Genomic DNA, 22,041 nt, shown 5'->3' with positions numbered 1-22,041 from the left:
CCTCGTAGCTCTCGCATCCCGATCTGACCCGGACTAGAATCCTTCCCGCGACAGGGAGAGGAGACGCATGAACGAGCATCCGAAATCCGGACAGCCGGTCGAGATCGAGGGCGTGGTGGCGCAGGGCAAATTGCAGCGCCTGCTCGACGTACTCCCGGAGGATTTGCGCAGCGAGATGATGCCGCTCTGGCAAAGCATTCGCTTTTCGCCGGGCGATGTGCTGATCGAAGACGGCGAGGTCGCGGACCGGATTGGCTTCGTGACCGACGGGTTTCTCGCCATGTCGAAAACCCTGCAGGACCGGCATCGCCACATCATCGGGCTGATCACGCCGTCGGACATGTTTGGGCGCGCCTTCAACGGCCCCTCCGGCTACCGGATCGAGGCGCTCAGCGACGGGGCGGTTCTGACCTGCGACCGACAGAAATTCGAAGCGATCATCGCCCGCTCGCATGAGGCGGAGCGGCTGTTCCTGCTGAGCATTCTCGACGAGCTCGACGCCGCGCGCGAGTGGGTGATGGTGCTGGGAAGCTCGAAAGTCGTTGAGCGGCTCGCCTCGCTCCTGATCATCCTGAGCCGCCACAAATACCGGACCCTGGAAGGCACCGCGCATGCGCCCATCCAGCTGAATCTGCATATCCATATCAAGCGGGTCGATATAGCGCATCTGCTGGGCACCTCGCCGGAATCGCTGAGCCGGGCGTTTCACCAGCTCGAGCGCACGGGCGCGATCCGGATCGTCACGCCTTACGATGTCGAGCTCGCCAATCTGGAGAGGCTTATCGAAATCTCGGGAAATTCGCTGGAGATGCGCGACGAGTGAGCGCGCTCACTGGTGCAGGATCTCCTCCAGGCCTTCGGACAGGGCCTCGAGGTCGTTCAGGCGGAATTGCCTAGCGTTCAGGATATCGATCAGCCCGTCTTTCTGGAACTGATGCAGCGAGCGGCTGACCGTCTCCTGCGTCGTGGCGATGAGATCGGCGATGTCCTGACGCGGCAGCAGCATCGTCAACACGCCCCCCCCGTCAGGCAGTGCTTTCCAAGGCATGATACTGGGTGCCAGCAGAAGCAGCGCGCGCAGTCGGCTCGCAGGTCCATAGGCACCCAATAGCAAGCTCAACCGCCGCGCTTTCTCGGTCCAGTTTTCCGCCTGATGACAAAGGGCCCGGCGCAATTCGGGCTCCTGCTCGATCAGCTGAGCGAAATTGGCCGACTCGAACAGGCAAAGTCTGGTGTCGATCACGGCTTCGATCGCGGTGTCCCGCGTGCCCCGGATGATCTGCCCGATGCTGTCGCCCGGAACGACGAGCCCCGTGATCTTGCGACGCCCCGCGAGCGAATGGCTCTGCATCCGCAACATGCCGCTCTGAACCAGCGCGATGTGGTGGCAGGAGACATCTTCCTCGCAAAGCCGGTCATTGGCCGCGACGGAGATCGTGCGCGCCCGTTGCGCGACCCGGGCGAGGGTTCGATCCGAGAGGGATCCGCAAACGCCATGGTTACGTCCAGCGCAACCCGCGCAATGCAAGATCGCCTCTGCATTTCGCAAAGGTGCCGTCATCAAAATCTCCGAACAGATTTAACCACGCGTTTCGCAGCGAAACTGCGTACTCGTCCCCTAGTGCATAATAAGACTATGCAAATGACATATCATCCTGTCAACACAAGCGCGTGATCAGGCACGTTTATGTCAAATCACTATCGCAGATGTGACGAGACGACGCCTCGCAACCCTCTGAGACTTATGAAGATTGTCGGGAATTCCGCGTCGATCAGGCGTCGACGCTTGCCACTGCGGCGGCCATTTCCACACCATCGACATAGATCACTTCGGGCGTCTCGAATTCCAGCACGAAGAGCCGCGCGCGGCCTTGGCCCAGCGTGACATAGTGGCCGTCGACGACAGATTGCGCGGGCAGAAGCGCCTCGCGCTTGCCGTAGATCACCTGTACCCGCCAGTCGCGCATCATCAGCTGCGCGCCCTGCGCAATCAGAAGTGGTGCCCCGGGCCGATCATGGCCAAGCGCGCCGGGCGAGATGCGGATCAGTGCGCCCACATAGTCACCGGCCCGCAACGCCTTAAGTTTGCATGTCCCGCTGCGCGTCACGATCCGGTCGCCGGGTTCGAGAAACTCGATCGGGATGGCCCCGTCGAGCGTGTAGACCCGCGCCCCGGCGGCGATCCCCGCGCTGAGATCCGGCTTCGGCTTGCGCGCCTCGGGCGGCGATACGCGCTCTGTCACGTTCGGGCCAGCCGGACCCGGAAGACTGTGGCGTGGATTGGATTCGATGATCTGGCGGAGCATGGCCATGCCATCCCTCCGCCCGGGTGCCTGTCCCATGGCGATACCTGCTCTTGCCTACTCGTAACTTCGGCGTCTGACGCGCCTTTGGTTACAGGCTAACCCTCACCATCGCGTTAAGACGAGCAAAATCGCATCTTCCTCTTTCCGAGCCCGCAGGCTGTTGCTATTACGCCCCTGATGCGGGTGTGGCGGAATTGGTAGACGCACTTGGTTTAGGTCCAAGCGCCTTTGGCGTGGGGGTTCGAGTCCCTTCACCCGCACCACTCCCCACTTGCGGAATATCACAAGATACCCTCGCCTTATCACGCGAGCGTGCTAATTTCGGATGGCTGCGCGGGCCTGCTACGCCCCCGCTTTGGTGACCGAAAGCGTGGGAGGCGTGATGGTCGAAGGCCCGCAAATGCCGCCCCGGCGGCCTGTCGAAGACGCGCCGGAGTCCGGCTCGCGTTCCCCCAATTCCAGCTACGCGCTCAGCCGCGACGCGATTGCGGCCAATCCGAATTTCTTCGCCACACAGAAGGCGGTGGCGACGATGCTGCTCGATGTGCAGGCGCAGACACCGCGGATCGCGCGGCATATGGCCTCGCATCGGCGCTGGCTCGTGAGCCAGACCAGCTTCGCGCTGGCGATGCGGGCGAAGACGGGGTCGGACGCTCCGGAGCTGACGCCGGGCCGGCTTCTCGCGGCGCTGACGCCCCATGTCGAGATCAACCGCAAGACTTTGAGCCAGTATCTGGGCGAGATGGAGGTGCATGGCCTGCTCGCCCCGCCCTCCGAGCCCAAGGGCGACCGGCGCTTGCGGCCCGTCACCACCACGCTCATGGCCGAACAGGGGATGCGGCGCTGGTGCGAGGGGCATCTGCATTGCCTCGATATGCTCGACGGCGGCGCTCGGCTGGCAGCGGCGCGCAACGATCCCGATCTTCCCTTCGCGATGCAGCGGCACATGGTCGAGATCATCCGCGCCGATCCCGAATGGTGCGCGCCGCCGCCCTCGATGGCGCATTTCCTCGGCTCCGACACTGGCGGCATCCTGCTCCATGCGCTGATCCGCATGCTCACCGACCTGCGCGAGACCGACGGGCACATCTATCTCGAACCGGTCAGCATCGCCGCTCTGGCGGAACAATTCCTGATCTCGGTCTCGAAGATCAAGCGGATGGTCCAGAAGGCCGAAGAGGCGGGCCACCTTGGATGGGAACTGCCGCGCAGGCGGGGCCGGCTCTGGCTCTCGCCCGGGTTCGTGCGTGACCACTTCCGCAGGCAGGCGGTGAAGTTCGAATGCGTCGAGCGCGGCTGGCGCGCCGTCGCGTGAGGACGAGAGAGCGGTTTTCCGGGCGCAACACGGGCCGCAAAGACGCGATCTGTCCGAAAATGACCGATCAGTTTCAAACACTTCTGACCTAGGATGACGGTAAGGGAGATCGTGACGTCTTCGCTTGGGCTCCGCAAACAAGGGGGCGGATCCGCCGAAGCGGAGAGAGATCACGACAACGCGCCCGTTGGGCGCAATCCCGGATTCGCGGCCGGGGCGACCATTGTGGGGTGGTGCGTCCCGGCTGCAACTTTCCTCCCGATCCGCCGCAGCCGCGCCCTGCACTTACCGCCGCCGCGTAAGTGCCCGCCCTGCCCGCTCCCGATCCTGTGTTCCCGGCATCTCCTCGCACGCGCCCGCCCGCGCGCGTATTTCACCGCCCGGAGGCCGCCCCGCAGCCCCTTTTCGCCTTGCCACCATGGCTGAGGCTCAATAGAAGGACGCCTGAAATTCGAGAACCGGCCGCGATCCGCGCGGCGCCCAGAGACAAAGGACAAACCATGCAGGTCACCGAGACCCAGAACGACGGCCTCAAGCGCGGCTACGAGATCACCATCACCGCCAAGGAACTCGACGAGAAGGTCACCGCGAAGCTTTCCGAAGCGCAGCCCGAGATCGAGATGAAGGGCTTCCGCAAGGGTAAGGTTCCGATGGCGATGCTGCGCAAGCAATTCGGCCCGCGCATCCTCGGCGAAGCGATGCAGGAATCGGTCGACGGCGCGATGAGCGAGCATTTCGAGAAGACCGGCGACCGCCCCGCGATGCAGCCGAAGATCGAGATGAAGGACGGCGAGAACTGGAAAGAGGGTGACGACGTGATCGTGACCGTCGAGTACGAAGCGCTGCCGGAGATCCCGGAAGTCGATCTGTCGGGCGTCAAGCTCGAGCGTCTGGTCGTGAAGGCCAATGAGGGCGAAGTGAACGAAGCGCTGGAAAGCCTCGCCGCGACCGCCAAGAACTTCGAGACCAAAGAAGGCAAGGCCGAGAACGGCGATCAGGTCGTGATCGATTTCGAAGGCTTCGTCGACGGTGAAGCGTTCGAAGGCGGCAAGGGCGAAGGCTACCCGCTGGAAGTCGGTTCGGGCTCGTTCATCCCGGGCTTCGAAGAGCAACTCGTCGGCGCGAAAGCCGGTGACGACGTCGAAGTGACCGTGACCTTCCCGACCGAATACGGTGCGGAGCATCTTGCGGGCAAGGAAGCGCTGTTCAAGTGCAAGGTCCACGAAGTGAAGGCGCCGAAGGCTGCCGAGATCGACGACGAGATGGCCAAGCAGTTCGGCGCCGAAGACCTCGCCGCGCTGAAAGCGCAGGTCGCAGAGCGTCTGGAAGCCGAGTATCAGGGCGCTGCACGTCAGGTGATGAAGCGTGGCCTGCTCGACCAGCTCGACGATCAGGTGAAGTTCGACCTGCCCCCCTCGCTCGTGGAAGCCGAGGCCAAGCAGATCGCGCACCAGCTCTATCACGAAGAGAACCCGGACGATCACGGCCATGACCACGGCGAGATCGAAACCACCGACGAGCACAACACCCTCGCCGAGCGCCGCGTGCGTCTTGGCCTGCTGCTCGCCGAAATCGGCCGCAAGCAGGAGATCGAGGTTTCCGACGCCGAGATGACCCAGGCGATCATGAACCAGGCACGTCAGTACCCGGGTCAGGAGCGCGCCTTCTTCGAATTCGTGCAGCAGAACCCGCAGATGCAGCAGCAGCTGCGCGCGCCGCTCTTCGAAGACAAGGTCGTCGATTACATCGCTGGCGAAGCCAAGGTGGACGACAAGGAAGTCACCAAGGAAGAGCTGCAGAAAGAGATCGAGAAGCTCGACGAGCTGTGATCTTCGGGCGCTCAGCCCAGTAATTGCGAAGGCCGCCTCTCGGGGCGGCCTTTTGCGTTCGCGGAGGCGAGGTGGCGCGGGGCGCGCCCGCCGCCATTCTCTTCCCGGCTCACTCCGCGGACGGTACTTTCAGGAATTTCGCATTCGGGATCAGCGAGGGCAGATCGGTCGCGGTCGCCACCTCGCGCAGCTTCTGGGCTGCACGATCCACCTGCAGGGACGCCGTGCGATCCGCCGCCGGATTGGCCGGTGCGACCCGGTCGTAGATCGCCGTGCGCAGCACCTCGCCCGCCGATGCGAGCCGGTCGCGCGCGCCTTCGGGATCGTGCAGGTACAAAAGTCCGCCCGTCACGAGGATCGTGTGGGTCAGCGCGAAGTGCAGGATCGAAAACAGCCGCATGGCAGGGCCTCGTCAGGGTTGCTTGCCCGAACAGGATTCCTTGTAAAAACGGCGATTTTGAGGCTCGTTTCGCGCGCCCCGCCCCGCTCAGCGCTTGCGCGAGGGCGCAGGCGCGACCGCATCGGCCACCACGGCGTTGCGCGCGCCCAAGGGACGCGGGTCTCCGATGGTGCTGTCCTGCGCAGTCTGATGCTCGGCCTCGGAATTGATCTCGGCGCCGAGAAGCACCGCCGTCGTCGAGAGCCAGATCCACATCATCAGCACCACCACCGCGCCGATCGAGCCATAGGTGCTCGAGTAATTCGCGAAGTTCGAGGTGTAGAAGGAGAAGCCCGCCGAGACGATCAGCAGCAGGATCGACGCCGCGATCGCCCCCGGCACGACCCAGATCCAGCGCGGCGCGTTGCGTGCGGGCGCGTAGCGATAGAGCAGCATCAGCATCCCCACCAGCACCAGTGCCATCACGGGCCAGCGTCCCCAGCGCAGCACCGCATCCAGCGCCCCGCCCATCGGGATGTAGTCGAGCATCACGGGCAGCACGGCCGCCACGAGGATCAGCGCGCAGACCATGACAATCCCGGTGATCGTCATGCCCAGCCCGAAGGCGTTGAGCTGCACGAAGCTGCGCCGCTCCTTTTCGCCATAGGCCACGTTGAGCGCGCCGATCATCGCCTTCGCGCCGCCATTGGCCGACCATAGCGCCAGAAGGACACCGAAGATCGAGGCCAACCCGAGCGCGTTGGAACTGGACCCGATCAGCTGTTCCAACTGGTTGCGGATCAACGTCAGCGCCTCAGGCGGGATGACGTTCTTGAGCGCATCGAGATCCTGCAACATGGTCTGGCGGTCCGCAAAGATGCCGTAGATCGAGACGGTGGCGGTCAGGGCCGGGAACAGGGCGAGCAGCGCGTAGAAAGTCACGCCCGCGGCGACGGCCAGCACGCGGTCCTCGTCGATCTGACCGTAAGCGCGCTTGGCGATGGCCTTCCAGCCTGCGCGGGGGATATCGAACGGGCTTTCCGCCTGACGTCCCAGCGCGCGGTCGGCGGGCCGGTCATAGCGGTCGGTGCGGGTCGCGGGGACATGACGGGCGCTGCGGCCTTCCGTGGGCCCGTGGATCGCGGCCTGCCGATCGTCCTGATAGCGCCGCCACATGAGATAGGCGCCGAAGCCCAGAAGCCCCGCCTGCACGAGCCGGTCGCGTCGGCTCGATGCGTCATCGCGTGGGCCCTGCCCCGATCGTTTCGTCATGCATGTCCCCTGTTTTCAAAGCCCTGAGGGCCATTTAGGGGCCAACGCCGGATTGCGGCACGCGGTTCCGGGGTCTGCGCCGCACGTCGCGGCCCGACTATGTCATTAGACATATTTCAGCAGAACTACCCTGACAGGCAAGCATGAAAAAACCGCGCCCCGGAAGGCGCGGTTCTCTGTCTTTCGGACTGAAAGGTCGAAGCGACCGATCAGGCGTTGTTTTCGTCTTCGGCCGACTCGGGGGTGGCAACGGGGCCGCCCTCGTCGTCGTCGGAGGTCGCGCCGCCGATATCGTCGAACAGTTCGGCGATCTCGAATTCGGCTGCAGCCTCTTCCTCGGCCGCCACGTCCTGGATCGACTTGCCCGACGCTTGCAGTTCGGCCTCTTCGGGCGAACGTGCGACGTTGAGCTGGATCTCGGCGACGACTTCGGGGTGCAGGTGCACTTCGACGTCATGCAGGCCGAGAACCTTGATCGGCTGGCGGATGATGACCTGCTTGCGGTCCACCGAGAAACCCTGCTCGGAGGCGATGTTCGCCGCGTCGCGGGTGGTGACCGAACCGTAGAGGTTGCCGCCGTCCGAAGCCGAACGGATCACGACGAAGGTCTCGCCGTCGATCTTCGACGCCAGAGCTTCGGCTTCTTTCTTGGTTTCGAGGTTGCGGGCCTCGAGCTGCGCTTTGCGCTCTTCGAAGCTCTTGATGTTGGATTCGTTGGCGCGCAGTGCCTTGCCTTGCGGCAGCAGGTAGTTACGGCCGAAGCCGTCCTTGACGGTGACGACGTCACCCATCTGGCCGAGCTTGGCCACGCGTTCGAGAAGGATCACTTCCATCGGTCGGTCTCCTTATTTCACGGCGTAGGGGAGCAGGGCGAGGAAACGGGCGCGCTTGATCGCGCGGGCCAGTTCACGCTGCTTCTTCGCCGAAACGGCGGTGATGCGGGCGGGGACGATCTTGCCGCGCTCAGAGATGTAGCGCTGCAGAAGACGGGTGTCCTTGTAGTCGATCTTCGGCGCGTTCTCACCCGAGAACGGGCAGACCTTACGACGGCGGAAAAACGGTTTTGCCATGGTGTCTACTCCTGTCTACCGATCAACGGCGCTCGCGACGGTTGTCGCGTTCGTCACGTTTCTGCATCTGGACCGAGGGGCCCTCTTCGTGCTCGTCGACCTTGATGGTCAGGACGCGCATCACGTCGTCATGCAGACGGGCCAGACGCTCCATTTCCTGCACGGCTGCCGACGGGGCGTCGGTGCGCAGGTAGGCGTAGTGGCCCTTGCGGTTCTTGTTGATCTTGTAGGCCATGGTCTTCACGCCCCAGTATTCGGAATCGACGACTTTGCCGCCGTTGTCCGACAGGACCGTGGAGAAATGTTCGACAAGGCCTTCGGCCTGCGCGTTGGACAGATCCTGACGCGCGATGAGGACATGCTCGTAAAGCGGCATGCGAACTCCTGTATTTCGAGGCGGCTTCAAAGTTGGGCGTCTGACACTTCCGCAACCCAACACGAGAGGCTCCGCCGGTTCATAGCAAACGCGGAAGATGCGGCCTTATACGGGATGCGCGTCTGGATGCAAGGAAAAATCAGGGTACCGAAGGGACGGTTGCGCCCTGCCCTGACGGGCTCGGCGCAGTTCGATCCGCCCCGGTCAGTCCAGCTGACCCGCGGCGAGGATCGGCCCAGGCAGCGGGCCGTTCTTGCTCGGACGGGATTCCTGAACGATCACCACGGCGGGCGCATCCCCGTCGAGATCGACCGAGAGCGTCACCGGCGCGCGCCCGTCCCATTCGGCGATGCCGGTCAGGCTGGTGACGATGTTCTTGTAGGTCACCGTGCGCCCGGCATTCTCGCCGCGCAGGATGTCGACCGTGGCGGAGGGCTTGTAGCGCACGAGCTGCACCATCGCGGGCGTCTCCAGCTTATCGACCGGGCTCAGCGCGATCTCGTAATGATCGCCCTTCCCCGTGATCTTCAGATCGACCTCGGGATGGGCGTCGCTCTCGCGTGCGATGGCGGTATCGAGCGCCGCTTCCTGCGGCCCGATCAGGGCCTCGCGGCCGGCGATGATCATCTGCGGTGTGTAGACCGTGCGCTCGCCCGCGGCGATCGCATAGGATTTCTGCCGGGCGGAAAACTCAGGCTTTCCAAAGGGATCCTTCCAGCCGAGATAATCCCAATAATCGACATGCAGCGCCAGCGCGATCACATCGTCCCGATCCGTGAGCTCCTTCAAGAGCGCATCCGCCGGCGGGCAGGACGAGCAGCCCTGCGAGGTATAAAGCTCGACCACGACCGGGTCGTGCTCGCCTTCGGTGTCGGGATCGGGCGCCACGGGGTTCGGCTTCGCGGGGGTGTCGGACTTCTCGGAGGCCATCTGGTCGAGAAGCGCCTCGGAGGCGTTGAGACGCATCCCGGGCGGCGCGTCGGCTGCCCCTTGGGCAGACGCAAATTCCGCAAAGCTTACCAGCCCTGCGGCGAAAGCAGCTCCCATCGCGGTCAAACGTCCTGCGCGCACTCGAAAAACACTCCTCACTTCGCCGTCTTTATACCTAGCGTTTCTGCTCAGACCATGCCTAATCAATGTTTTGAGAGATTTCTTTCTGTCCGGGCGCGCGAAACGATATATGTCCAACGTATACGGCCCAAGCGCGGTTCAAGATGACGCTGGGTCGCTCCAGTCGCGTGTTTTTGTGTGCAATGGTATACTAAAAATGCCCCGACCCTCTTGAACGGATCGCGCGCTTGGGGCAAACACACGCCAGCGACACCCTTAGGACCCTTGAAGGGAGGCCATTCTCATGCCCATCGTTACCGGTAAGGATACCGCAAAGACCCGCCGCGAACTCAGCGTCGGTTCGAAAACCTATGCTTATTACTCGATCCCCGCCGCCACCGAGGCTGGCCTGGGTGATTTCTCGAAGCTGCCCGCTTCGCTGAAGGTGGTTCTGGAGAACCTCCTGCGGTTCGAGGATAACGGCTTCACGATCTCGACCGACGACATCAAAGCCTTCGGCGAATGGGCCGAGCAAGGCGGCAAGAACCCGCGCGAGATCGCTTACCGCCCCGCCCGCGTGCTGATGCAGGACTTCACCGGCGTTCCGGCCGTGGTCGACCTCGCCGCGATGCGTGACGGCATCAAGGGTCTTGGCGGCGACGCACAGAAGATCAACCCGCTCGTGCCCGTCGACCTCGTGATCGACCACTCGGTGATGATCGACGAATTCGGCAACCCGCGCGCATTCCAGATGAACGTCGACCGCGAATACGAGCGCAACATCGAGCGCTACAAGTTCCTCAAGTGGGGCCAGACCGCGTTCGAGAACTTCCGCGTGGTTCCGCCGGGCACCGGCATCTGCCACCAGGTGAACCTCGAATATCTCGCCCAGACCGTCTGGACCGACAAGGATCAGGACGGCACCGAAGTCGCCTACCCCGACACGCTCGTGGGCACCGACAGCCACACCACCATGGTCAACGGCGCCGCCGTTCTCGGCTGGGGCGTGGGCGGTATCGAGGCTGAAGCCGGCATGCTCGGCCAGCCGATCTCGATGCTGATCCCGGAAGTCGTGGGCTTCAAGCTGACCGGCGCCATGGTCGAAGGCACCACCGGCACCGACCTCGTGCTGAAAGTCGTCGAAATGCTCCGCGCCCATGGCGTGGTCGGCAAGTTCGTCGAATTCTACGGCGATGGCCTCGACAACCTGCCGCTGGCTCAGCGCGCGACCATCGCCAACATGGCGCCCGAATACGGCGCGACCTGTGGCTTCTTCCCGGTCGATGACGAAACCCTGCGCTATCTCGAGCAGACGGGCCGCGAGAAGGACCGCATCGCGCTGGTCGAAGCCTATGCCAAGGAAAACGGCATGTGGCGCGACGCGGATTATGCGCCGGTCTACTCCTCGACGCTCGAGCTGGACATGAACACGATCGTTCCGGCGATCTCGGGTCCGAAGCGTCCGCAGGACTACGTTGCGCTGACCAACGCCGCCGACGCGTTCGAGGGTGTGGTTGCCGATTACCGCGGCATCGACATCTCGTCGGAAGCCAAGAATATGGCCGCCGAAGGCCCGATCGCGACCAAATCGGTCACCATCGGCAAGACCGCCAAGGTCGAAGGTGAAGATTACGAACTGCATGACGGTTCGGTGGTGATCGCCTCGATCACGTCCTGCACCAACACCTCGAACCCCTATGTGCTGATCGGCGCGGGTCTCGTGGCGCGCAAAGCGCGTGAACTGGGCCTCAACCGCAAGCCCTGGGTGAAGACGTCGCTGGCGCCTGGCTCGCAGGTCGTGTCGGAATATCTGGAAGCCGCCGGCCTCCAGGAAGATCTCGACGCGGTGGGCTTCAACCTCGTGGGTTACGGCTGCACCACCTGTATCGGTAACTCGGGTCCGCTCCAGCCGGAAATCTCGAAGGCGATCAACGACAACGACCTGATCGCGACCTCGGTGCTCTCGGGCAACCGGAACTTCGAAGGCCGGATCTCGCCCGACGTGCGCGCCAACTACCTCGCGTCCCCGCCCCTCGTGGTGGCCTACGCGCTGGCCGGCGACATGAACATCGACCTGTCGAGCGACCCGATCGCGCAGACGCCGGACGGCAAGGACGTCTACCTGAAAGACATCTGGCCCTCGGACAAAGAGATCGCCGATCTCGTCGAGAAGGTCGTCACCCGCGAGAAGTTCATCGAGAAATACGCCGATGTCTTCAAAGGCGACGAGAAGTGGCAAGGCGTGGAAGTCGAAGGCGGCGAAACCTATGACTGGCCGCCGCAGTCGACCTACATCCAGAACCCGCCCTACTTCAAAGGCATGTCGCCGGAAGCCGGCACGATCTCGAACATCAAGGACGCGGGCATCCTCGCCGTGCTGGGCGATTTCGTGACCACCGACCACATCTCGCCGGCGGGTTCGTTCAAGCCCGACACCCCGGCCGGGAAATACCTGGTCGAGCGTCAGGTCGCACCGAAGGACTTCAACAGCTACGGCTCGCGCCGTGGTAACCACGAAGTCATGATGCGCGGCACCTTCGCCAACATCCGCATCAAGAACGAGATGCTGAACGGCGTCGAGGGCGGCTACACCAAGGGCCCCGATGGCGAGCAGACCTCGATCTTCGACGCGGCGATGGCCTATGAGAAAGCCGGCAAGCCGCTGGTGATCTTCGGTGGCGAGCAATACGGCGCAGGCTCCTCGCGCGACTGGGCGGCGAAGGGCACCAACCTGCTCGGCGTCAAGGCCGTGATCGCGGAGAGCTTCGAGCGTATCCACCGCTCCAACCTCGTCGGCTTCGGCGTGATCCCCTTCGAGTTCACCGACGGCCAGACCCGCAAGGATCTGAACCTGACCGGTGAGGAAGAGGTCTCGATCGAAGGTCTGGAAGGCGAAATCAAGCCGCAGTCGATCGTGCCCTGCACCATCACCTACAAGGACGGCACCACCAAGGAGATCAAGCTCAAGAGCCGGATCGATACCGCGGTGGAAATCGAATACCTCAAGAACGGCGGCGTGCTGCACTACGTGCTGCGCAACCTCGCCAAAGCCTGAGGCTGACGGTCACGAGATTGGAGAAGGCCCCGCGAGCGCGGGGCCTTTTTCGTTTGGTGAACAAGTTTTGGCGAACCGTCCGTTCGGCAAGCATTGCAAGGCGCAATGAACCCGCGCGACTACTTTTCCCAGACCAAAATATACTTAAGATCTTTTTCTCGCCTTGCTTTCACCCTGAAGTCTTCACGAAACCTTGAGATTCAACCTCTAGAGGCAATTTTTGAGGACATCATGGCTCTGACAACTGAACAACAAATTCTTATTGAACAACGCATTGCGAATGACGCGAAATCCCCCGTCGTCGCGTATCTTCTCTGGTTTTTCCTAGGAATGCTCGGCGCGCATCGTTTCTACCTTGGCAAGACCGGAACTGGGGTCGCTCAGCTTATTCTGTGCATTCTCGGCTGGCTAACGCTCGTCGTCTATGTCGGCATATTTCTCCTGCTCGCGCTAGGCGTGTGGGTTCTTGTCGATGCGTTCCTAATCCCCTCGATCATCACGCAGTCGCGCGAAAAGATGCGCATGCAGCTCGGCGGCACGATGGCTCCGGCCATTCCGACTGTCTGAACGCATTCGAAGAAATCCAAGGCCCCGCCGAGTGCGGGGTCTTTTTTTGCGGGTCAGGCGATTGCGAGCCGCCCGGGCGGCCAGCCCGGGCCGCGCCCCGGGAGGGCGCATTGGCGACGTCATCGCGGGCACAACCTACATTCGGGCATGCGAGATAAAGGGCCCGGTCACATGCGGAGCGAAGCGCCCACCCGAGGCCGGGCGCGGCCCTCAGCGCGCGATTCCCGCCAATTCTTCCGGTCTGTGCTATACTCGACCTCTCACAAGGGAGGACGACGCGATGAACAGACGCGAGATGTTGACCCTGACAGTCGGGGCGATGACAGTGGGAGGCGCGTTGGGAGGCGCCCGGCCCGTGCAGGCCGAGGCGGTGATGGGCGATGGCGGGCTCTATCAGCAGCCCTTCTTCCACGAGGGTTTTCTCGATCTGGGAGAGGACCTTCAGGAAGCTGCCGATCAGGGCAAGGGGCTTCTGGTGCTCTTCGAGCAGCGCGGCTGCCCCTATTGCCGCGAGATGCATCTGGTGAATTTCGAGCGGCCCGAGATCACCGGGCTGATCGAGAAGAGCTACATGGTCGTGCAGCTCGATCTCTGGGGCGCGCGCGAAGTCACCGATTTCGACGGCGAGGCGCTGGAGGAACGCGCGCTGGCGCAGAAATGGGCGGTGAATTTCACGCCGACACAGGTGCTGATCCCGGCCGCGAATGCAGGGGCACAATCCGTGCGCGAGGCGGAAGCCTTCAGAATGCCGGGCTATTTCAAACCCTTCCACCATCTGTCGGGACTCGAATACGTGGCGAGCGGCGCTTACGCCGATCAGCCGTTCCAGCGTTTCTTGCAGGACAAGTTCTCGGAACTCAGCGCGAAGGGCATCGACCCGGACGTCTGGTAAGGCCCAAATGAAAACGGCCCGCGCGATTGCGCGGGCCGTCTCAAACCGTCACACGGGCTCAGCTTACGCGAGCGCGATGTTACCTGCCGACTGGCGGCCGTCACGGCCGGTTTCCAGATCGTAGGTCACTTTCTGACCGTCATCGAGACGCTGGATGCCAGCGCGCTCAACGGCGGAGATGTGAAGGAAGATGTCTTTGCCGCCATCGTTCGGTGCGATGAAACCATAACCCTTGGTGCTATTGAACCATTTCACGGTGCCTTCGGCCATCGTGAGTCTCCTATTAAATTATGCTGCCTGCGAAATGCGTCAGCTCGGCGTAGTCAGTTCTTGAAAGCAAACTGAAGCCGTAAGGAGACAGTGCATCTGGGAATCAAACGTAGCGAGAGAATACATAAGGCGAACGGGCGCTAATTGCAATGATCAAAGCATCTGAGGGGGTTGCACGGCACCACGATCGACGGAATTCGGCGCCCTCCCGCCGAGGCGTGAAAACATGCAAAAAATATATGAGATTTCGGACCTTTGCCCGTGCCGCCCGCGTTACTTCAGTGAACAGGTGAGATCTTCAAACGCTGAAGACGCAGGAGGACCCCCATGACAGCAGCCCCGCTCGGCCCCGGCCAACTCAACGCAATCGACCATGGCGGCTCGGGTCGGCCCGTGGTCCTGATCCACGGCTGGCCGCTCTCGGGCAAGGCGTGGGAAAAACAAGTCCCGGCGCTGATCGGTGCCGGTCACCGCGTCATCACCTATGACCGTCGCGGCTTCGGTCTCGCGGAAAAACCCACCGAAGGCTTCGATTACGACACGCTTGCCGCCGATCTCGATGCGATCCTTACCGCGATGGATTTGCGCGACGTGACGCTGGTGGGCTTCTCGATGGGTGGCGGCGAGGTCGCGCGCTACATCCGCAACCACGGCGAGGACCGGCTGCGCGCCGCCGTCTTCGCCTCCGCCGTGACGCCCTGCCTGATGCAGAGCGAGAACAATCCCGACGGCCCGCTGACCAAGGAGGCCGCAGGCGAGATGGAACAGGGCCTGCGCGACGGGCGCGAGGCGTTCTTCCCGCAATTCGTCGAGAATTTCTACAGCGTCGACGGAAATCTCAAAGCCTCTGCCGAGGAATGCGAACAGGCGGTGACGCTGTGCAACCAGTCCGACCAGAGCGCAGCACTTGGCTGCATGGAGGCATTCGGCACCACCGATTTCCGCGAGGATCTGAAAGCGGTGCGCGTGCCCGTTCTGGTGATCCACGGCGACAGCGACGCGATCGTGCCGCTCGAAGGCTCCGGTGCGCGAACCTACCACGCGATCCCCGACAGCCAGTTCTTCACGATCAAGGGCGCGCCGCATGGCTGCAACGTGACCCATTCGGAAGAGTTCAACATCGCGCTGCTGGAGTTCCTGCGGTAACGCCGCGCCGTTTTGGCATCCTGTTTGCCCGGCCTGCGATCCCTTGCAGGCCGGGTTTCTCTTGCCTACAATGTTCATGTTTTGTTTCATCCTGACCCGCTACCGCTCTGATGACCACGCCCCACCCGTTCCCCCTGCGCGAAGGCCGCACCCACGAGGTTTGCGGCATCGGCACCACGAGCTTCGCCTGCGCGGTCTGCGCCAGCACCACGGGGCCGATCCTCTGGGTGAACGAACGCCATCGCCGCGAGGGGCTCAACCCGCGCGGGCTGGTGAGCTTCTTCGACCCGGCGCGGCTTCTGCTGGCGCGCGGCAAGGACCAGACCGACACGCTCGCCGTGATGGAAGAGGCGTTGCGCGACGGCTCGGTGCCACTGGTGATCGGGGAGTTGCCGCGCGAGATCGGGCTGACGGCCGGGCGGCGGCTGCAACTGGCCGCCAAGGAGGGCCGCGCCACGGGGCTGTGCTTGATCCTGCCCGATGGCGGCTCGAACGCGGCGGAGACGCGCTGGCACGCGATGCCCGTCTACGACAAGCTGCTGCGCGAGGGGGTGGACTCGCCCCGGCTGCGCTGGCGACAGCTAAAGAACAAATCCGGCCCCTGCCGCGCCTGGGAGGTGGAGTGGAACGCGAAGACCCGCGCGCCCGAGATCCTCTCGGTCAATGACTGCGCACCCTCGAGCGTGCCGGTGTAGCCCCGCGCCTCAGAGGTCGAGCTTGTCCTCGATCGCGCCGATCTGGGCGACCGGATCGACGGGCCACTGGCTGATATTCTGCAAGCCGCGATCTTCCAGCACCTCGCTGTCCGGATGATCCGCCAGCCATGCCTCGATCTGCGCGTCGCGGGCCCGCAGCAGGGCCGCGAATTGCGGACGGTAGAGCGTGACCATTCCACTCAGCCACAGGTTCACCGCCCAGTTCGGATGCGCCAGCTCGATCGCGAAATGATCGAGCAGCCGGATCATGTCCTCGGCGCGGTAGAGGCACTCATCCGTCACCCAGCGATTGGTGGTGAAAATGCGGATCGCCCGGCCCTTCGCATCCACGCTGATCGCGCCGATATGGACGAAGCGCGCAGCCGCATCCTCGGGGATCTTCGCACCGGGCAGGTCCCACGGCTCCAGCCCCGGAATGATCCCTTCGGGGCGCATGAACAGGTGGAAATGCCCATTCTCGCCCTCAGCCATCTCGCGCGCGTCATGGGCGTGGTAGAAATAGTGGCAATGCGTCTCGGTATCGAAGACATCGCCCTGCGGGTAGCGCGACCAGACGAGGAAATCCCCCTGCCCGCGCAGCACTTCCGACACCACGCTCATCCCCGACTTCGCCAGCACCGTCTCGCATTCGAGCACGGTCTCGGCCGCGTCGTGCATCTCTTCCAGGCGCGCGCGGGGCAGCCCCTCTATCCCGGGATTGGCGATGCGCAGCGTGGGCGCGGGCGTCGCCGGGTTGGCGCTATCGGGTGACATCTCGGAGGGCGTTTCGGGTCGGGTCATCGGTCTCTCCTCATGCGAACGGGGCCAGCCTAGGCGCTGACCCCGTCCTTGTCATCGCGACATCTGCGCTCAGAGCGGCTCCATGCCGAGCATTTCACGCACAGCCGGTTCGCGCGAGGTCTTCAGACCGACCTGACGGCCTTCCTCGATGGCGATCTCGTTCGGCACGCCCTTCGACGCGCGATAGAGCGCCCACATCGCGCCCACCCGGTTCGAGCTCTCGCAATGCAGCAGGATCGGGTAGTTCGCCGGGTCTTCGACGATCTTCGCGAATTCGGCGACCTGTTCCTCGGTCGGCGCCTTGGTCGGCACGGAGATCTGGATGTAGTTCATCCCGGCCTTCTGCACGAGATCGCCCTCGTTCGGCGCGCCTTCGTCGGGCTTGAGCAGGCTCACGACGGTCTTGAAGCCGAGCATCTTGAGCATCGGAATGCCCGTCGGGTCGATGAAGCCACCGGTGCCGACATAGGGCGTCGCGCGCAGGTAGTTGTCGACGATCGGGGGCATCTTGTCGCCATAGGGCGCCTGGGTTGCCTTGACGGTGGTGTCATAGGGCCCGCTGGCCATCGGTGCCGCGTCGCTGCCCGCATCCGCGGCGTTGGCCGCCGAGGGCGCACAGGGGTTTGCCGCTGCCGGTGCGCAAGGGTTGGCGGCCGCCGGTGCGCAGGGGTTGGCCGGCGCACAGGGGTTCGTCACAGCCGGAGCGCAGGGGTTGGTCGCCTGCGCGCTGGAGGTGGCGGGAACGGCGGCGCTCATCGCGACCGCAGTCACCGGCACCATCGCGGCGCGCAGCAGGCTCTTGCGTTTCTTATGCAGTTTCATGGACTTTTTCCTCCCTAGAATTTCGTCCGTATTACAAACCGTTACCCGCGCGCATCTGCCGATGCGGACGTGAGGGCGAACTCGTCGGCCTCGTCATCCGGGGCGCAGACTTCTTCGGCGGTGAACGGACCGCCGCGCGACCGCTCGAGGATCGTGCCGAGGCGGAAGCCCACGGCGGCGATGATGATCAGCGCCAGCAGGATCACCCATTCCGGCAGCCCGAAGAGCTGCGGCAGGGTCTGTGCCGTCGGCCCCTGACCCGCGAGGTAGAAATCCTTGATCGGGTCGAAGACCCAGGCGAAGACCGAGGTGCCGAGCACCATGCCGATCGCGAAGACCACCGCGTCGATCCGGCCCGAGGCCACGCCGACCACCGACGTGCCCGGGCAATAGCCGCCCACAGCAAAGCCCGCGCCGATGAAGACGCCGCCCAGCAGGATCGCCCAGAAGAAGAGCGTCGGGATGAAGACCGCAGCGGGGCCCATCCAGCCCATCGTCCGCAGCACGTAAAGGCCCACAGCGCAGACGATCACGGCGGTGAACATCACCTTGAAGACCGAAAAGTCGCGCAGGGTGAACTGCCCCGTCAGCTTGCGCGGAGAGCCGAAGCCCGCCGCCTCCAGCGCGTAGCCGAACAGAATGCCCGACAGGAGGCCCGAGGCTATGCCGCTATCGTAAAGAGGGATGCTCATTGCCAGATCCTCCGCATCATCATCGAGACGGCGAAGCCCGCCGCGAAGAAGCCGATCAGGAAGACGAAGCCCGCCACGGCGAGCGTCGCGCTGCCCGACAGGCCCAGACCCGAGGTGCAGCCGCGCGCCAGACGCGCGCCGAAGCCGACGAGCGCGCCGCCCAGCAGCGCGTAGACGAGGCGATTGCCGCTCGTGGTGCGCGGGCCGCGCTCGACCTTGACCGAAATCCGGCCCGCGCCTTTCGCGCCGAGCCACGCGCCGATCAGGACGCCGACCACTTCCCAGGTGATCCAGCTCAGCAGCGGGCTACCTGCCGCCATGAAGGGGCCGAAATAGGAATTGTCGGCGGTCGCCTGCGGGGCGACCCAGTCATTGGCCTGTGCCGCGAAGCGGGTCACGAAGCCGGATGCGCCGAGCCCATGCCCGGTCACGACGAAGGTCAACAGCAACGCCAAGCCGAGCGCGGTGCCGGCGGCGAGCGGTGACCAAAATGCTTTGGGTGCGTCTCTCATGAAAGCCTCCCTTCCTCCCATGATCATATTCATAAGTGATGATACAAAACGCCAAAGCCGTTTCAACTTTTTTCAGCGCCGCGATGCGGCAAATGACATATCATTGGGAAACGCCCTGCCCGATCCATCTGAAAAATCATATAAAGACAAAGCTTTGACCCAATCCCCCGCCGCCTTCACCGCGACGATTGACCGCGACGAACGCTGCCAAGCGGCCCAGTCAGGGGCGCGGCTCTTTCCCTATTGGAGCTTCACCAAGCCCGTGATCGCGGCGCTGGCGCTGATGCTCGAGTCTGAGAAGCGGCTCGATCTGGACGCGCCGCTCGATCTGCCAGAGCTGCCCGAAGGCTGCACGCTCGCCCATCTGCTCGATCACAGCGCGGGTCTGCCCGATTACGGCACCCTGCCCGCCTATCACGCGGATGTCGCAGCGGGGCGCACGCCGTGGCCACGCGATCTGCTCGTGGCCCGGACGCTCGCGCAGCCCGCGCAATTTCCGCCCGGCGAAGGGTGGCGCTATTCCAACCTCGGCTACATGCTCGCCCGCGAGGTGATCGAAGGCGCGGCGGCGATGGGCCTCGCGGAACTGGTGCAGGAGCGGATCACAGAGCCGCTGGGGCTGGAGAGTGTCCGGCTCGCCCAAACGCCCGCCGATTTCACCCGGCTTCACTGGCCCGAGGCGCGCGACTACCACCCCGGCTGGGTCTATCACCGCACGCTGATCGGCACGGCGGGCGATGCCGCGCGGCTATTGCACGGGCTGGGCGGGCTGCTGCCCAAAGCCGCATTCGCCCGCATGACCGCCTGCCGCGAATTGGGAGGCGCGCTGCCCGACCGCCCCTGGACGCGGCATGGGTACGGGCTGGGGCTGATGTGCGGCGACTGGGAGGGTACCCGCGTCTTCGGCCATTCCGGCGCGGGGCCGTTCAGCTCCAACGCCATATATCACTGCCCCGAGACTGGCCGCACCGCCGCCGCCTTCACGCATGGTCCCTTCGAGGGACCGGCGGAACAGACCGTCTCCAAGCTCGTAGCGGGGCGGTGAGGGCTGCGCCCGACCCTGGGTGGGCGCATGCGCTCCTTGGGCGGATTTCCGTTTATCAATCCACCTCTCCCGAACCTGCGTTCGCGCGGCGCCGGTGCAGATGCGCCCTCCCGGGGGGAGGGTCGGGCGCGGCCCGGGCTGGCCGCCCGGGCGAAGGCACGGTTTCAGACGCGTTCCGAAACGTCGGGCGCTCCCCTCACCGCAAGCAAGAGACGCCGCCAAAAAGAAAGGCGGCAACCACCGTCGCCGCCTCTCCCAAGATACCGTGAATTCCGATCTCACACGCCGCTGTCGAAGGGCTCAAACGCCTCGGCGCGGGCGCGCTTCCAGCGCTTGAGATAGCCGAAGCGGTCGTCATCCTCACGCAGGAGGAACCCTTCGGGCATGTAGTGATAGATCTCGTCGCCCACTTTGAAATCGCGCTCGCGGTCGCGCACCAGCAGGTGATGCGGCAGGAACTGCCCCGGATGAGTGAGGCCCGCAGCCCCCGTCATCTCGGCCAGCGCCTTCATCGTGTTGCGGTGGAAATTGGCCACGCGGGTCGACTTTTCGGGCACCACCAGCGCGCGCTGACGGATCGGGTCCTGCGTGGTCACACCGGTCGGGCATTTGTTCGTGTGGCACGACTGTGCCTGAATGCAGCCGATCGAGAACATGAAGCCGCGCGCCGAGTTCGCCCAATCCGCCCCGATCGCCAGAACCTTGGCGATATGGAAGGCGGTGACGACCTTGCCCGAGGCCCCGATCTTCACTTGATCGCGCAGCCCCGCCCCGCGCAGCGTGTTGTGCACGAAGCTCAAGCCTTCCACGAGCGGGAAGCCCATGTGATTGGCGAATTCCAGAGGTGCGGCCCCGGTGCCGCCTTCCTTGCCATCGACCACGATGAAATCGGGGGTGATGCCGGTTTCCAGCATCGCCTTGACGATGCACATGAATTCGCGGCGGTGACCGACGCAGAGCTTGAAGCCCACCGGCTTGCCGCCCGACAACTCGCGCAGCTGGCCGATGAATTCCATCATCTCCAGCGGGGTCGAGAAGGCCGAGTGCGAGGCGGGCGAGATGCAGTCGCGATCCATCGGGATGTCGCGCGCCTCGGCGATCTCGGGGGTGATCTTGGCCGCAGGCAGCATGCCGCCATGGCCCGGCTTCGCGCCCTGGCTCAGCTTCAGCTCGATCATCTTGACCTGAGGGTCCTGCGCGCGCTTGGCGAATTTCTCGGGGTTGAAGCTGCCATCGTGATTGCGGCAGCCGAAATAGCCCGAGCCGACCTCGTAGATCAGATCGCCGCCCTCACGGTGATAGCGCGAGATCCCGCCCTCGCCCGTGTCATGCGCGAACCCGCCCATCTTCGCGCCCTTGTTGAGCGCCATGATCGCATTGGCCGACAGCGCCCCGAAGGACATGGCCGAGATATTGTAGATCGACGCCTTGTAGGGCTGCTTGCACGCCTCCCCGCCGATCTCGACGCGGAAATCGCTATCCTCGATATGGCGCGGCTTCACCGAATGGGTGATCCACTGATAGCCGGATTCCGAGACGCGGATACGGGTGCCGAAGGGTTTGGCATCCTCGATATCCTTGGCGCGCTGATAGACGATCGTGCGGGTCGCGCGGGAGAACGGAATGTCTTCGTCGTCCCCCTCGATCAGGTATTGGCGGATCTCGGGGCGGATTTCCTCGAAGAAGAACCGCAGATGGCCGAGGATCGGATAGTTTCGGGTGATCGCATGCTTGGTCTGGATCAGATCGTGGATCCCGACCAGTGTCAGGAAACCGAAAAGGATCGCGACGACCAGAAACCAATCGGTAAGGATCAAACCGGAAACTGCGGCGAGCGTCAGCAGAGCTGACAAGACGAGTGGTGAAAACCGTACAAAACGCGTGAACATGCCCCCTCCCGCGGGGTAAGTAGCCTCTGTTCCTGCGCGGACACTCTAGCGCGCGAGG

General features: G+C 63.9%; 23 protein-coding genes and 1 tRNA gene. 10 read left to right on the top strand and 14 right to left on the bottom strand.

Annotation, left to right across the window (positions count from 1 at the left end; genetic code table 11):
• Nucleotides 1–67: 67 nt before the first annotated feature.
• The gene (locus ACZ7GB_RS18020; protein ID WP_078520910.1) at nt 68–823 is read left to right on the top strand and encodes a Crp/Fnr family transcriptional regulator; all 756 of its coding nucleotides are present in this window, start codon (nt 68–70) and stop codon (nt 821–823) included.
• Between the two features lie 6 nt (nt 824–829).
• Here ACZ7GB_RS18020 and ACZ7GB_RS18015 read toward each other — a convergent pair whose 3' ends face one another.
• Together ACZ7GB_RS18015 and ACZ7GB_RS18010 are read right to left on the bottom strand one after the other, a co-directional pair.
• Nucleotides 830–1,561, bottom strand: coding sequence for a Crp/Fnr family transcriptional regulator (locus ACZ7GB_RS18015; protein ID WP_078605654.1), 732 nt, complete (start codon nt 1,559–1,561; stop codon nt 830–832).
• A gap of 211 nt (nt 1,562–1,772) precedes the next feature.
• Nucleotides 1,773–2,312, bottom strand: a complete 540-nt coding sequence (locus tag ACZ7GB_RS18010; RefSeq protein ID WP_472159825.1) for a Hint domain-containing protein — start codon at nt 2,310–2,312, stop codon at nt 1,773–1,775.
• Nucleotides 2,313–2,485: 173 nt separating this feature from the next.
• On the opposite strand from ACZ7GB_RS18010, the gene ACZ7GB_RS18005 reads away from it, so the two are divergent.
• The 3 genes from ACZ7GB_RS18005 to tig all read left to right on the top strand — a co-directional run bounded on the left by ACZ7GB_RS18005 (nt 2,486) and on the right by tig (nt 5,450).
• Nucleotides 2,486–2,569: transfer RNA gene (locus ACZ7GB_RS18005), tRNA-Leu, on the top strand.
• A 119-nt stretch (nt 2,570–2,688) separates the two neighbouring features.
• A complete protein-coding gene (locus ACZ7GB_RS18000) occupies nt 2,689–3,621 on the top strand; it encodes a hypothetical protein (RefSeq protein ID WP_472159823.1) in 933 nt (310 codons plus the stop codon).
• 500 nt (nt 3,622–4,121) lie between these two features.
• Nucleotides 4,122–5,450 carry a trigger factor gene (gene tig, locus ACZ7GB_RS17995; protein WP_078549997.1) on the top strand — a complete coding sequence of 443 codons (1,329 nt, stop codon included), beginning with the start codon at nt 4,122–4,124 and terminating at the stop codon, nt 5,448–5,450.
• Nucleotides 5,451–5,559: 109 nt separating this feature from the next.
• Here tig and ACZ7GB_RS17990 read toward each other — a convergent pair whose 3' ends face one another.
• The 6 genes from ACZ7GB_RS17990 to ACZ7GB_RS17965 all read right to left on the bottom strand — a co-directional run bounded on the left by ACZ7GB_RS17990 (nt 5,560) and on the right by ACZ7GB_RS17965 (nt 9,594).
• The gene (locus ACZ7GB_RS17990; RefSeq protein WP_078601254.1) at nt 5,560–5,850 is read right to left on the bottom strand and encodes a hypothetical protein; all 291 of its coding nucleotides are present in this window, start codon (nt 5,848–5,850) and stop codon (nt 5,560–5,562) included.
• A gap of 87 nt (nt 5,851–5,937) precedes the next feature.
• Nucleotides 5,938–7,101 carry a YihY/virulence factor BrkB family protein gene (locus ACZ7GB_RS17985; RefSeq protein WP_078549993.1) on the bottom strand — a complete coding sequence of 388 codons (1,164 nt, stop codon included), beginning with the start codon at nt 7,099–7,101 and terminating at the stop codon, nt 5,938–5,940.
• Between the two features lie 209 nt (nt 7,102–7,310).
• Nucleotides 7,311–7,934 (bottom strand): 50S ribosomal protein L9, encoded by a 624-nt coding sequence (rplI, locus tag ACZ7GB_RS17980; protein ID WP_078520923.1) that lies wholly within the window; start codon nt 7,932–7,934, stop codon nt 7,311–7,313.
• Nucleotides 7,935–7,946: 12 nt separating this feature from the next.
• Nucleotides 7,947–8,171: a 30S ribosomal protein S18 gene (gene rpsR, locus ACZ7GB_RS17975; RefSeq protein WP_038073027.1), complete on the bottom strand. Its 225-nt coding sequence runs from the start codon at nt 8,169–8,171 to the stop codon at nt 7,947–7,949.
• A gap of 22 nt (nt 8,172–8,193) precedes the next feature.
• On the bottom strand, nt 8,194–8,547 hold the full coding sequence (gene rpsF, locus ACZ7GB_RS17970; protein ID WP_078520924.1) for a 30S ribosomal protein S6: 354 nt from the start codon (nt 8,545–8,547) through the stop codon (nt 8,194–8,196).
• A 204-nt stretch (nt 8,548–8,751) separates the two neighbouring features.
• Nucleotides 8,752–9,594: a DUF1223 domain-containing protein gene (locus tag ACZ7GB_RS17965; protein ID WP_232621609.1), complete on the bottom strand. Its 843-nt coding sequence runs from the start codon at nt 9,592–9,594 to the stop codon at nt 8,752–8,754.
• Between the two features lie 307 nt (nt 9,595–9,901).
• Here ACZ7GB_RS17965 and acnA point away from each other — a divergent pair, with 307 nt between their 5' ends.
• The 3 genes from acnA (at nt 9,902) to ACZ7GB_RS17950 (ending at nt 14,111) form a co-directional block, all read left to right on the top strand.
• A complete protein-coding gene (gene acnA / locus ACZ7GB_RS17960; protein WP_472159820.1) occupies nt 9,902–12,652 on the top strand; it encodes an aconitate hydratase AcnA in 2,751 nt (916 codons plus the stop codon).
• Between the two features lie 231 nt (nt 12,653–12,883).
• Nucleotides 12,884–13,219: a TM2 domain-containing protein gene (locus tag ACZ7GB_RS17955; RefSeq protein WP_078521050.1), complete on the top strand. Its 336-nt coding sequence runs from the start codon at nt 12,884–12,886 to the stop codon at nt 13,217–13,219.
• A 280-nt stretch (nt 13,220–13,499) separates the two neighbouring features.
• Nucleotides 13,500–14,111, top strand: a complete 612-nt coding sequence (locus ACZ7GB_RS17950) for a thioredoxin family protein (protein ID WP_472159818.1) — start codon at nt 13,500–13,502, stop codon at nt 14,109–14,111.
• Nucleotides 14,112–14,174: 63 nt separating this feature from the next.
• Here the strand turns inward: ACZ7GB_RS17950 and ACZ7GB_RS17945 are convergent, their stop codons facing one another.
• Nucleotides 14,175–14,381, bottom strand: coding sequence for a cold-shock protein (locus tag ACZ7GB_RS17945; protein WP_078520927.1), 207 nt, complete (start codon nt 14,379–14,381; stop codon nt 14,175–14,177).
• Nucleotides 14,382–14,708: 327 nt separating this feature from the next.
• On the opposite strand from ACZ7GB_RS17945, the gene ACZ7GB_RS17940 reads away from it, so the two are divergent.
• A complete protein-coding gene (locus tag ACZ7GB_RS17940; RefSeq protein WP_472159816.1) occupies nt 14,709–15,527 on the top strand; it encodes an alpha/beta fold hydrolase in 819 nt (272 codons plus the stop codon).
• Between the two features lie 110 nt (nt 15,528–15,637).
• Nucleotides 15,638–16,222 carry an ImuA family protein gene (locus ACZ7GB_RS17935; protein WP_078549985.1) on the top strand — a complete coding sequence of 195 codons (585 nt, stop codon included), beginning with the start codon at nt 15,638–15,640 and terminating at the stop codon, nt 16,220–16,222.
• A gap of 9 nt (nt 16,223–16,231) precedes the next feature.
• Here the strand turns inward: ACZ7GB_RS17935 and ACZ7GB_RS17930 are convergent, their stop codons facing one another.
• From ACZ7GB_RS17930 to ACZ7GB_RS17915, 4 genes are all read right to left on the bottom strand, one after another.
• Nucleotides 16,232–17,023 (bottom strand): DUF6969 family protein, encoded by a 792-nt coding sequence (locus ACZ7GB_RS17930; RefSeq protein WP_472159814.1) that lies wholly within the window; start codon nt 17,021–17,023, stop codon nt 16,232–16,234.
• A gap of 69 nt (nt 17,024–17,092) precedes the next feature.
• On the bottom strand, nt 17,093–17,845 hold the full coding sequence (locus ACZ7GB_RS17925) for a protein tyrosine phosphatase family protein (protein WP_472159813.1): 753 nt from the start codon (nt 17,843–17,845) through the stop codon (nt 17,093–17,095).
• Nucleotides 17,846–17,886: 41 nt separating this feature from the next.
• Nucleotides 17,887–18,537: a DUF6691 family protein gene (locus tag ACZ7GB_RS17920; protein ID WP_078540567.1), complete on the bottom strand. Its 651-nt coding sequence runs from the start codon at nt 18,535–18,537 to the stop codon at nt 17,887–17,889.
• On the bottom strand, nt 18,534–19,049 hold the full coding sequence (locus ACZ7GB_RS17915; protein ID WP_078540566.1) for a YeeE/YedE thiosulfate transporter family protein: 516 nt from the start codon (nt 19,047–19,049) through the stop codon (nt 18,534–18,536). Before ACZ7GB_RS17915 ends, ACZ7GB_RS17920 begins: the two co-directional genes overlap by 4 nt.
• 154 nt (nt 19,050–19,203) lie before the next feature.
• Between ACZ7GB_RS17915 and ACZ7GB_RS17910 the strand changes: the two genes are divergently transcribed.
• Nucleotides 19,204–20,094 (top strand): serine hydrolase domain-containing protein, encoded by an 891-nt coding sequence (locus ACZ7GB_RS17910; RefSeq protein WP_472159811.1) that lies wholly within the window; start codon nt 19,204–19,206, stop codon nt 20,092–20,094.
• 278 nt (nt 20,095–20,372) lie between these two features.
• Here the strand turns inward: ACZ7GB_RS17910 and ACZ7GB_RS17905 are convergent, their stop codons facing one another.
• Nucleotides 20,373–21,983 carry an FMN-binding glutamate synthase family protein gene (locus ACZ7GB_RS17905; RefSeq protein WP_472159809.1) on the bottom strand — a complete coding sequence of 537 codons (1,611 nt, stop codon included), beginning with the start codon at nt 21,981–21,983 and terminating at the stop codon, nt 20,373–20,375.
• Between the last annotated feature and the right edge of the window lie 58 nt (nt 21,984–22,041).

Source organism: Thioclava sp. PTB-PU3-1, from assembly GCF_055666785.1.
The sequence above is the reverse complement of the archived record's forward strand: the minus strand, read 5'-3'. Positions and strand labels throughout refer to the sequence as shown.

Coding starts and splice junctions, on each gene's coding strand:
- ACZ7GB_RS17935 (WP_078549985.1), top strand. CDS start 15,638: ATGACCACGCCCCACCCGTTCCCCCTGCGCGAAGGCCGCACCCACGAG.
- ACZ7GB_RS18020 (WP_078520910.1), top strand. CDS start 68: ATGAACGAGCATCCGAAATCCGGACAGCCGGTCGAGATCGAGGGCGTG.
- ACZ7GB_RS17925 (WP_472159813.1), bottom strand. CDS start 17,845: ATGAAACTGCATAAGAAACGCAAGAGCCTGCTGCGCGCCGCGATGGTG.
- rpsR (WP_038073027.1), bottom strand. CDS start 8,171: ATGGCAAAACCGTTTTTCCGCCGTCGTAAGGTCTGCCCGTTCTCGGGT.
- ACZ7GB_RS18000 (WP_472159823.1), top strand. CDS start 2,689: ATGGTCGAAGGCCCGCAAATGCCGCCCCGGCGGCCTGTCGAAGACGCG.
- ACZ7GB_RS17945 (WP_078520927.1), bottom strand. CDS start 14,381: ATGGCCGAAGGCACCGTGAAATGGTTCAATAGCACCAAGGGTTATGGT.
- ACZ7GB_RS17915 (WP_078540566.1), bottom strand. CDS start 19,049: ATGAGAGACGCACCCAAAGCATTTTGGTCACCGCTCGCCGCCGGCACC.
- ACZ7GB_RS17965 (WP_232621609.1), bottom strand. CDS start 9,594: ATGGGAGCTGCTTTCGCCGCAGGGCTGGTAAGCTTTGCGGAATTTGCG.
- ACZ7GB_RS17990 (WP_078601254.1), bottom strand. CDS start 5,850: ATGCGGCTGTTTTCGATCCTGCACTTCGCGCTGACCCACACGATCCTC.
- ACZ7GB_RS18015 (WP_078605654.1), bottom strand. CDS start 1,561: ATGACGGCACCTTTGCGAAATGCAGAGGCGATCTTGCATTGCGCGGGT.
- ACZ7GB_RS18010 (WP_472159825.1), bottom strand. CDS start 2,312: ATGGCCATGCTCCGCCAGATCATCGAATCCAATCCACGCCACAGTCTT.
- ACZ7GB_RS17920 (WP_078540567.1), bottom strand. CDS start 18,537: ATGAGCATCCCTCTTTACGATAGCGGCATAGCCTCGGGCCTCCTGTCG.
- ACZ7GB_RS17985 (WP_078549993.1), bottom strand. CDS start 7,101: ATGACGAAACGATCGGGGCAGGGCCCACGCGATGACGCATCGAGCCGA.
- ACZ7GB_RS17905 (WP_472159809.1), bottom strand. CDS start 21,983: ATGTTCACGCGTTTTGTACGGTTTTCACCACTCGTCTTGTCAGCTCTG.
- rpsF (WP_078520924.1), bottom strand. CDS start 8,547: ATGCCGCTTTACGAGCATGTCCTCATCGCGCGTCAGGATCTGTCCAAC.
- tig (WP_078549997.1), top strand. CDS start 4,122: ATGCAGGTCACCGAGACCCAGAACGACGGCCTCAAGCGCGGCTACGAG.
- ACZ7GB_RS17930 (WP_472159814.1), bottom strand. CDS start 17,023: ATGACCCGACCCGAAACGCCCTCCGAGATGTCACCCGATAGCGCCAAC.
- rplI (WP_078520923.1), bottom strand. CDS start 7,934: ATGGAAGTGATCCTTCTCGAACGCGTGGCCAAGCTCGGCCAGATGGGT.
- ACZ7GB_RS17940 (WP_472159816.1), top strand. CDS start 14,709: ATGACAGCAGCCCCGCTCGGCCCCGGCCAACTCAACGCAATCGACCAT.
- ACZ7GB_RS17950 (WP_472159818.1), top strand. CDS start 13,500: ATGAACAGACGCGAGATGTTGACCCTGACAGTCGGGGCGATGACAGTG.
- ACZ7GB_RS17955 (WP_078521050.1), top strand. CDS start 12,884: ATGGCTCTGACAACTGAACAACAAATTCTTATTGAACAACGCATTGCG.
- acnA (WP_472159820.1), top strand. CDS start 9,902: ATGCCCATCGTTACCGGTAAGGATACCGCAAAGACCCGCCGCGAACTC.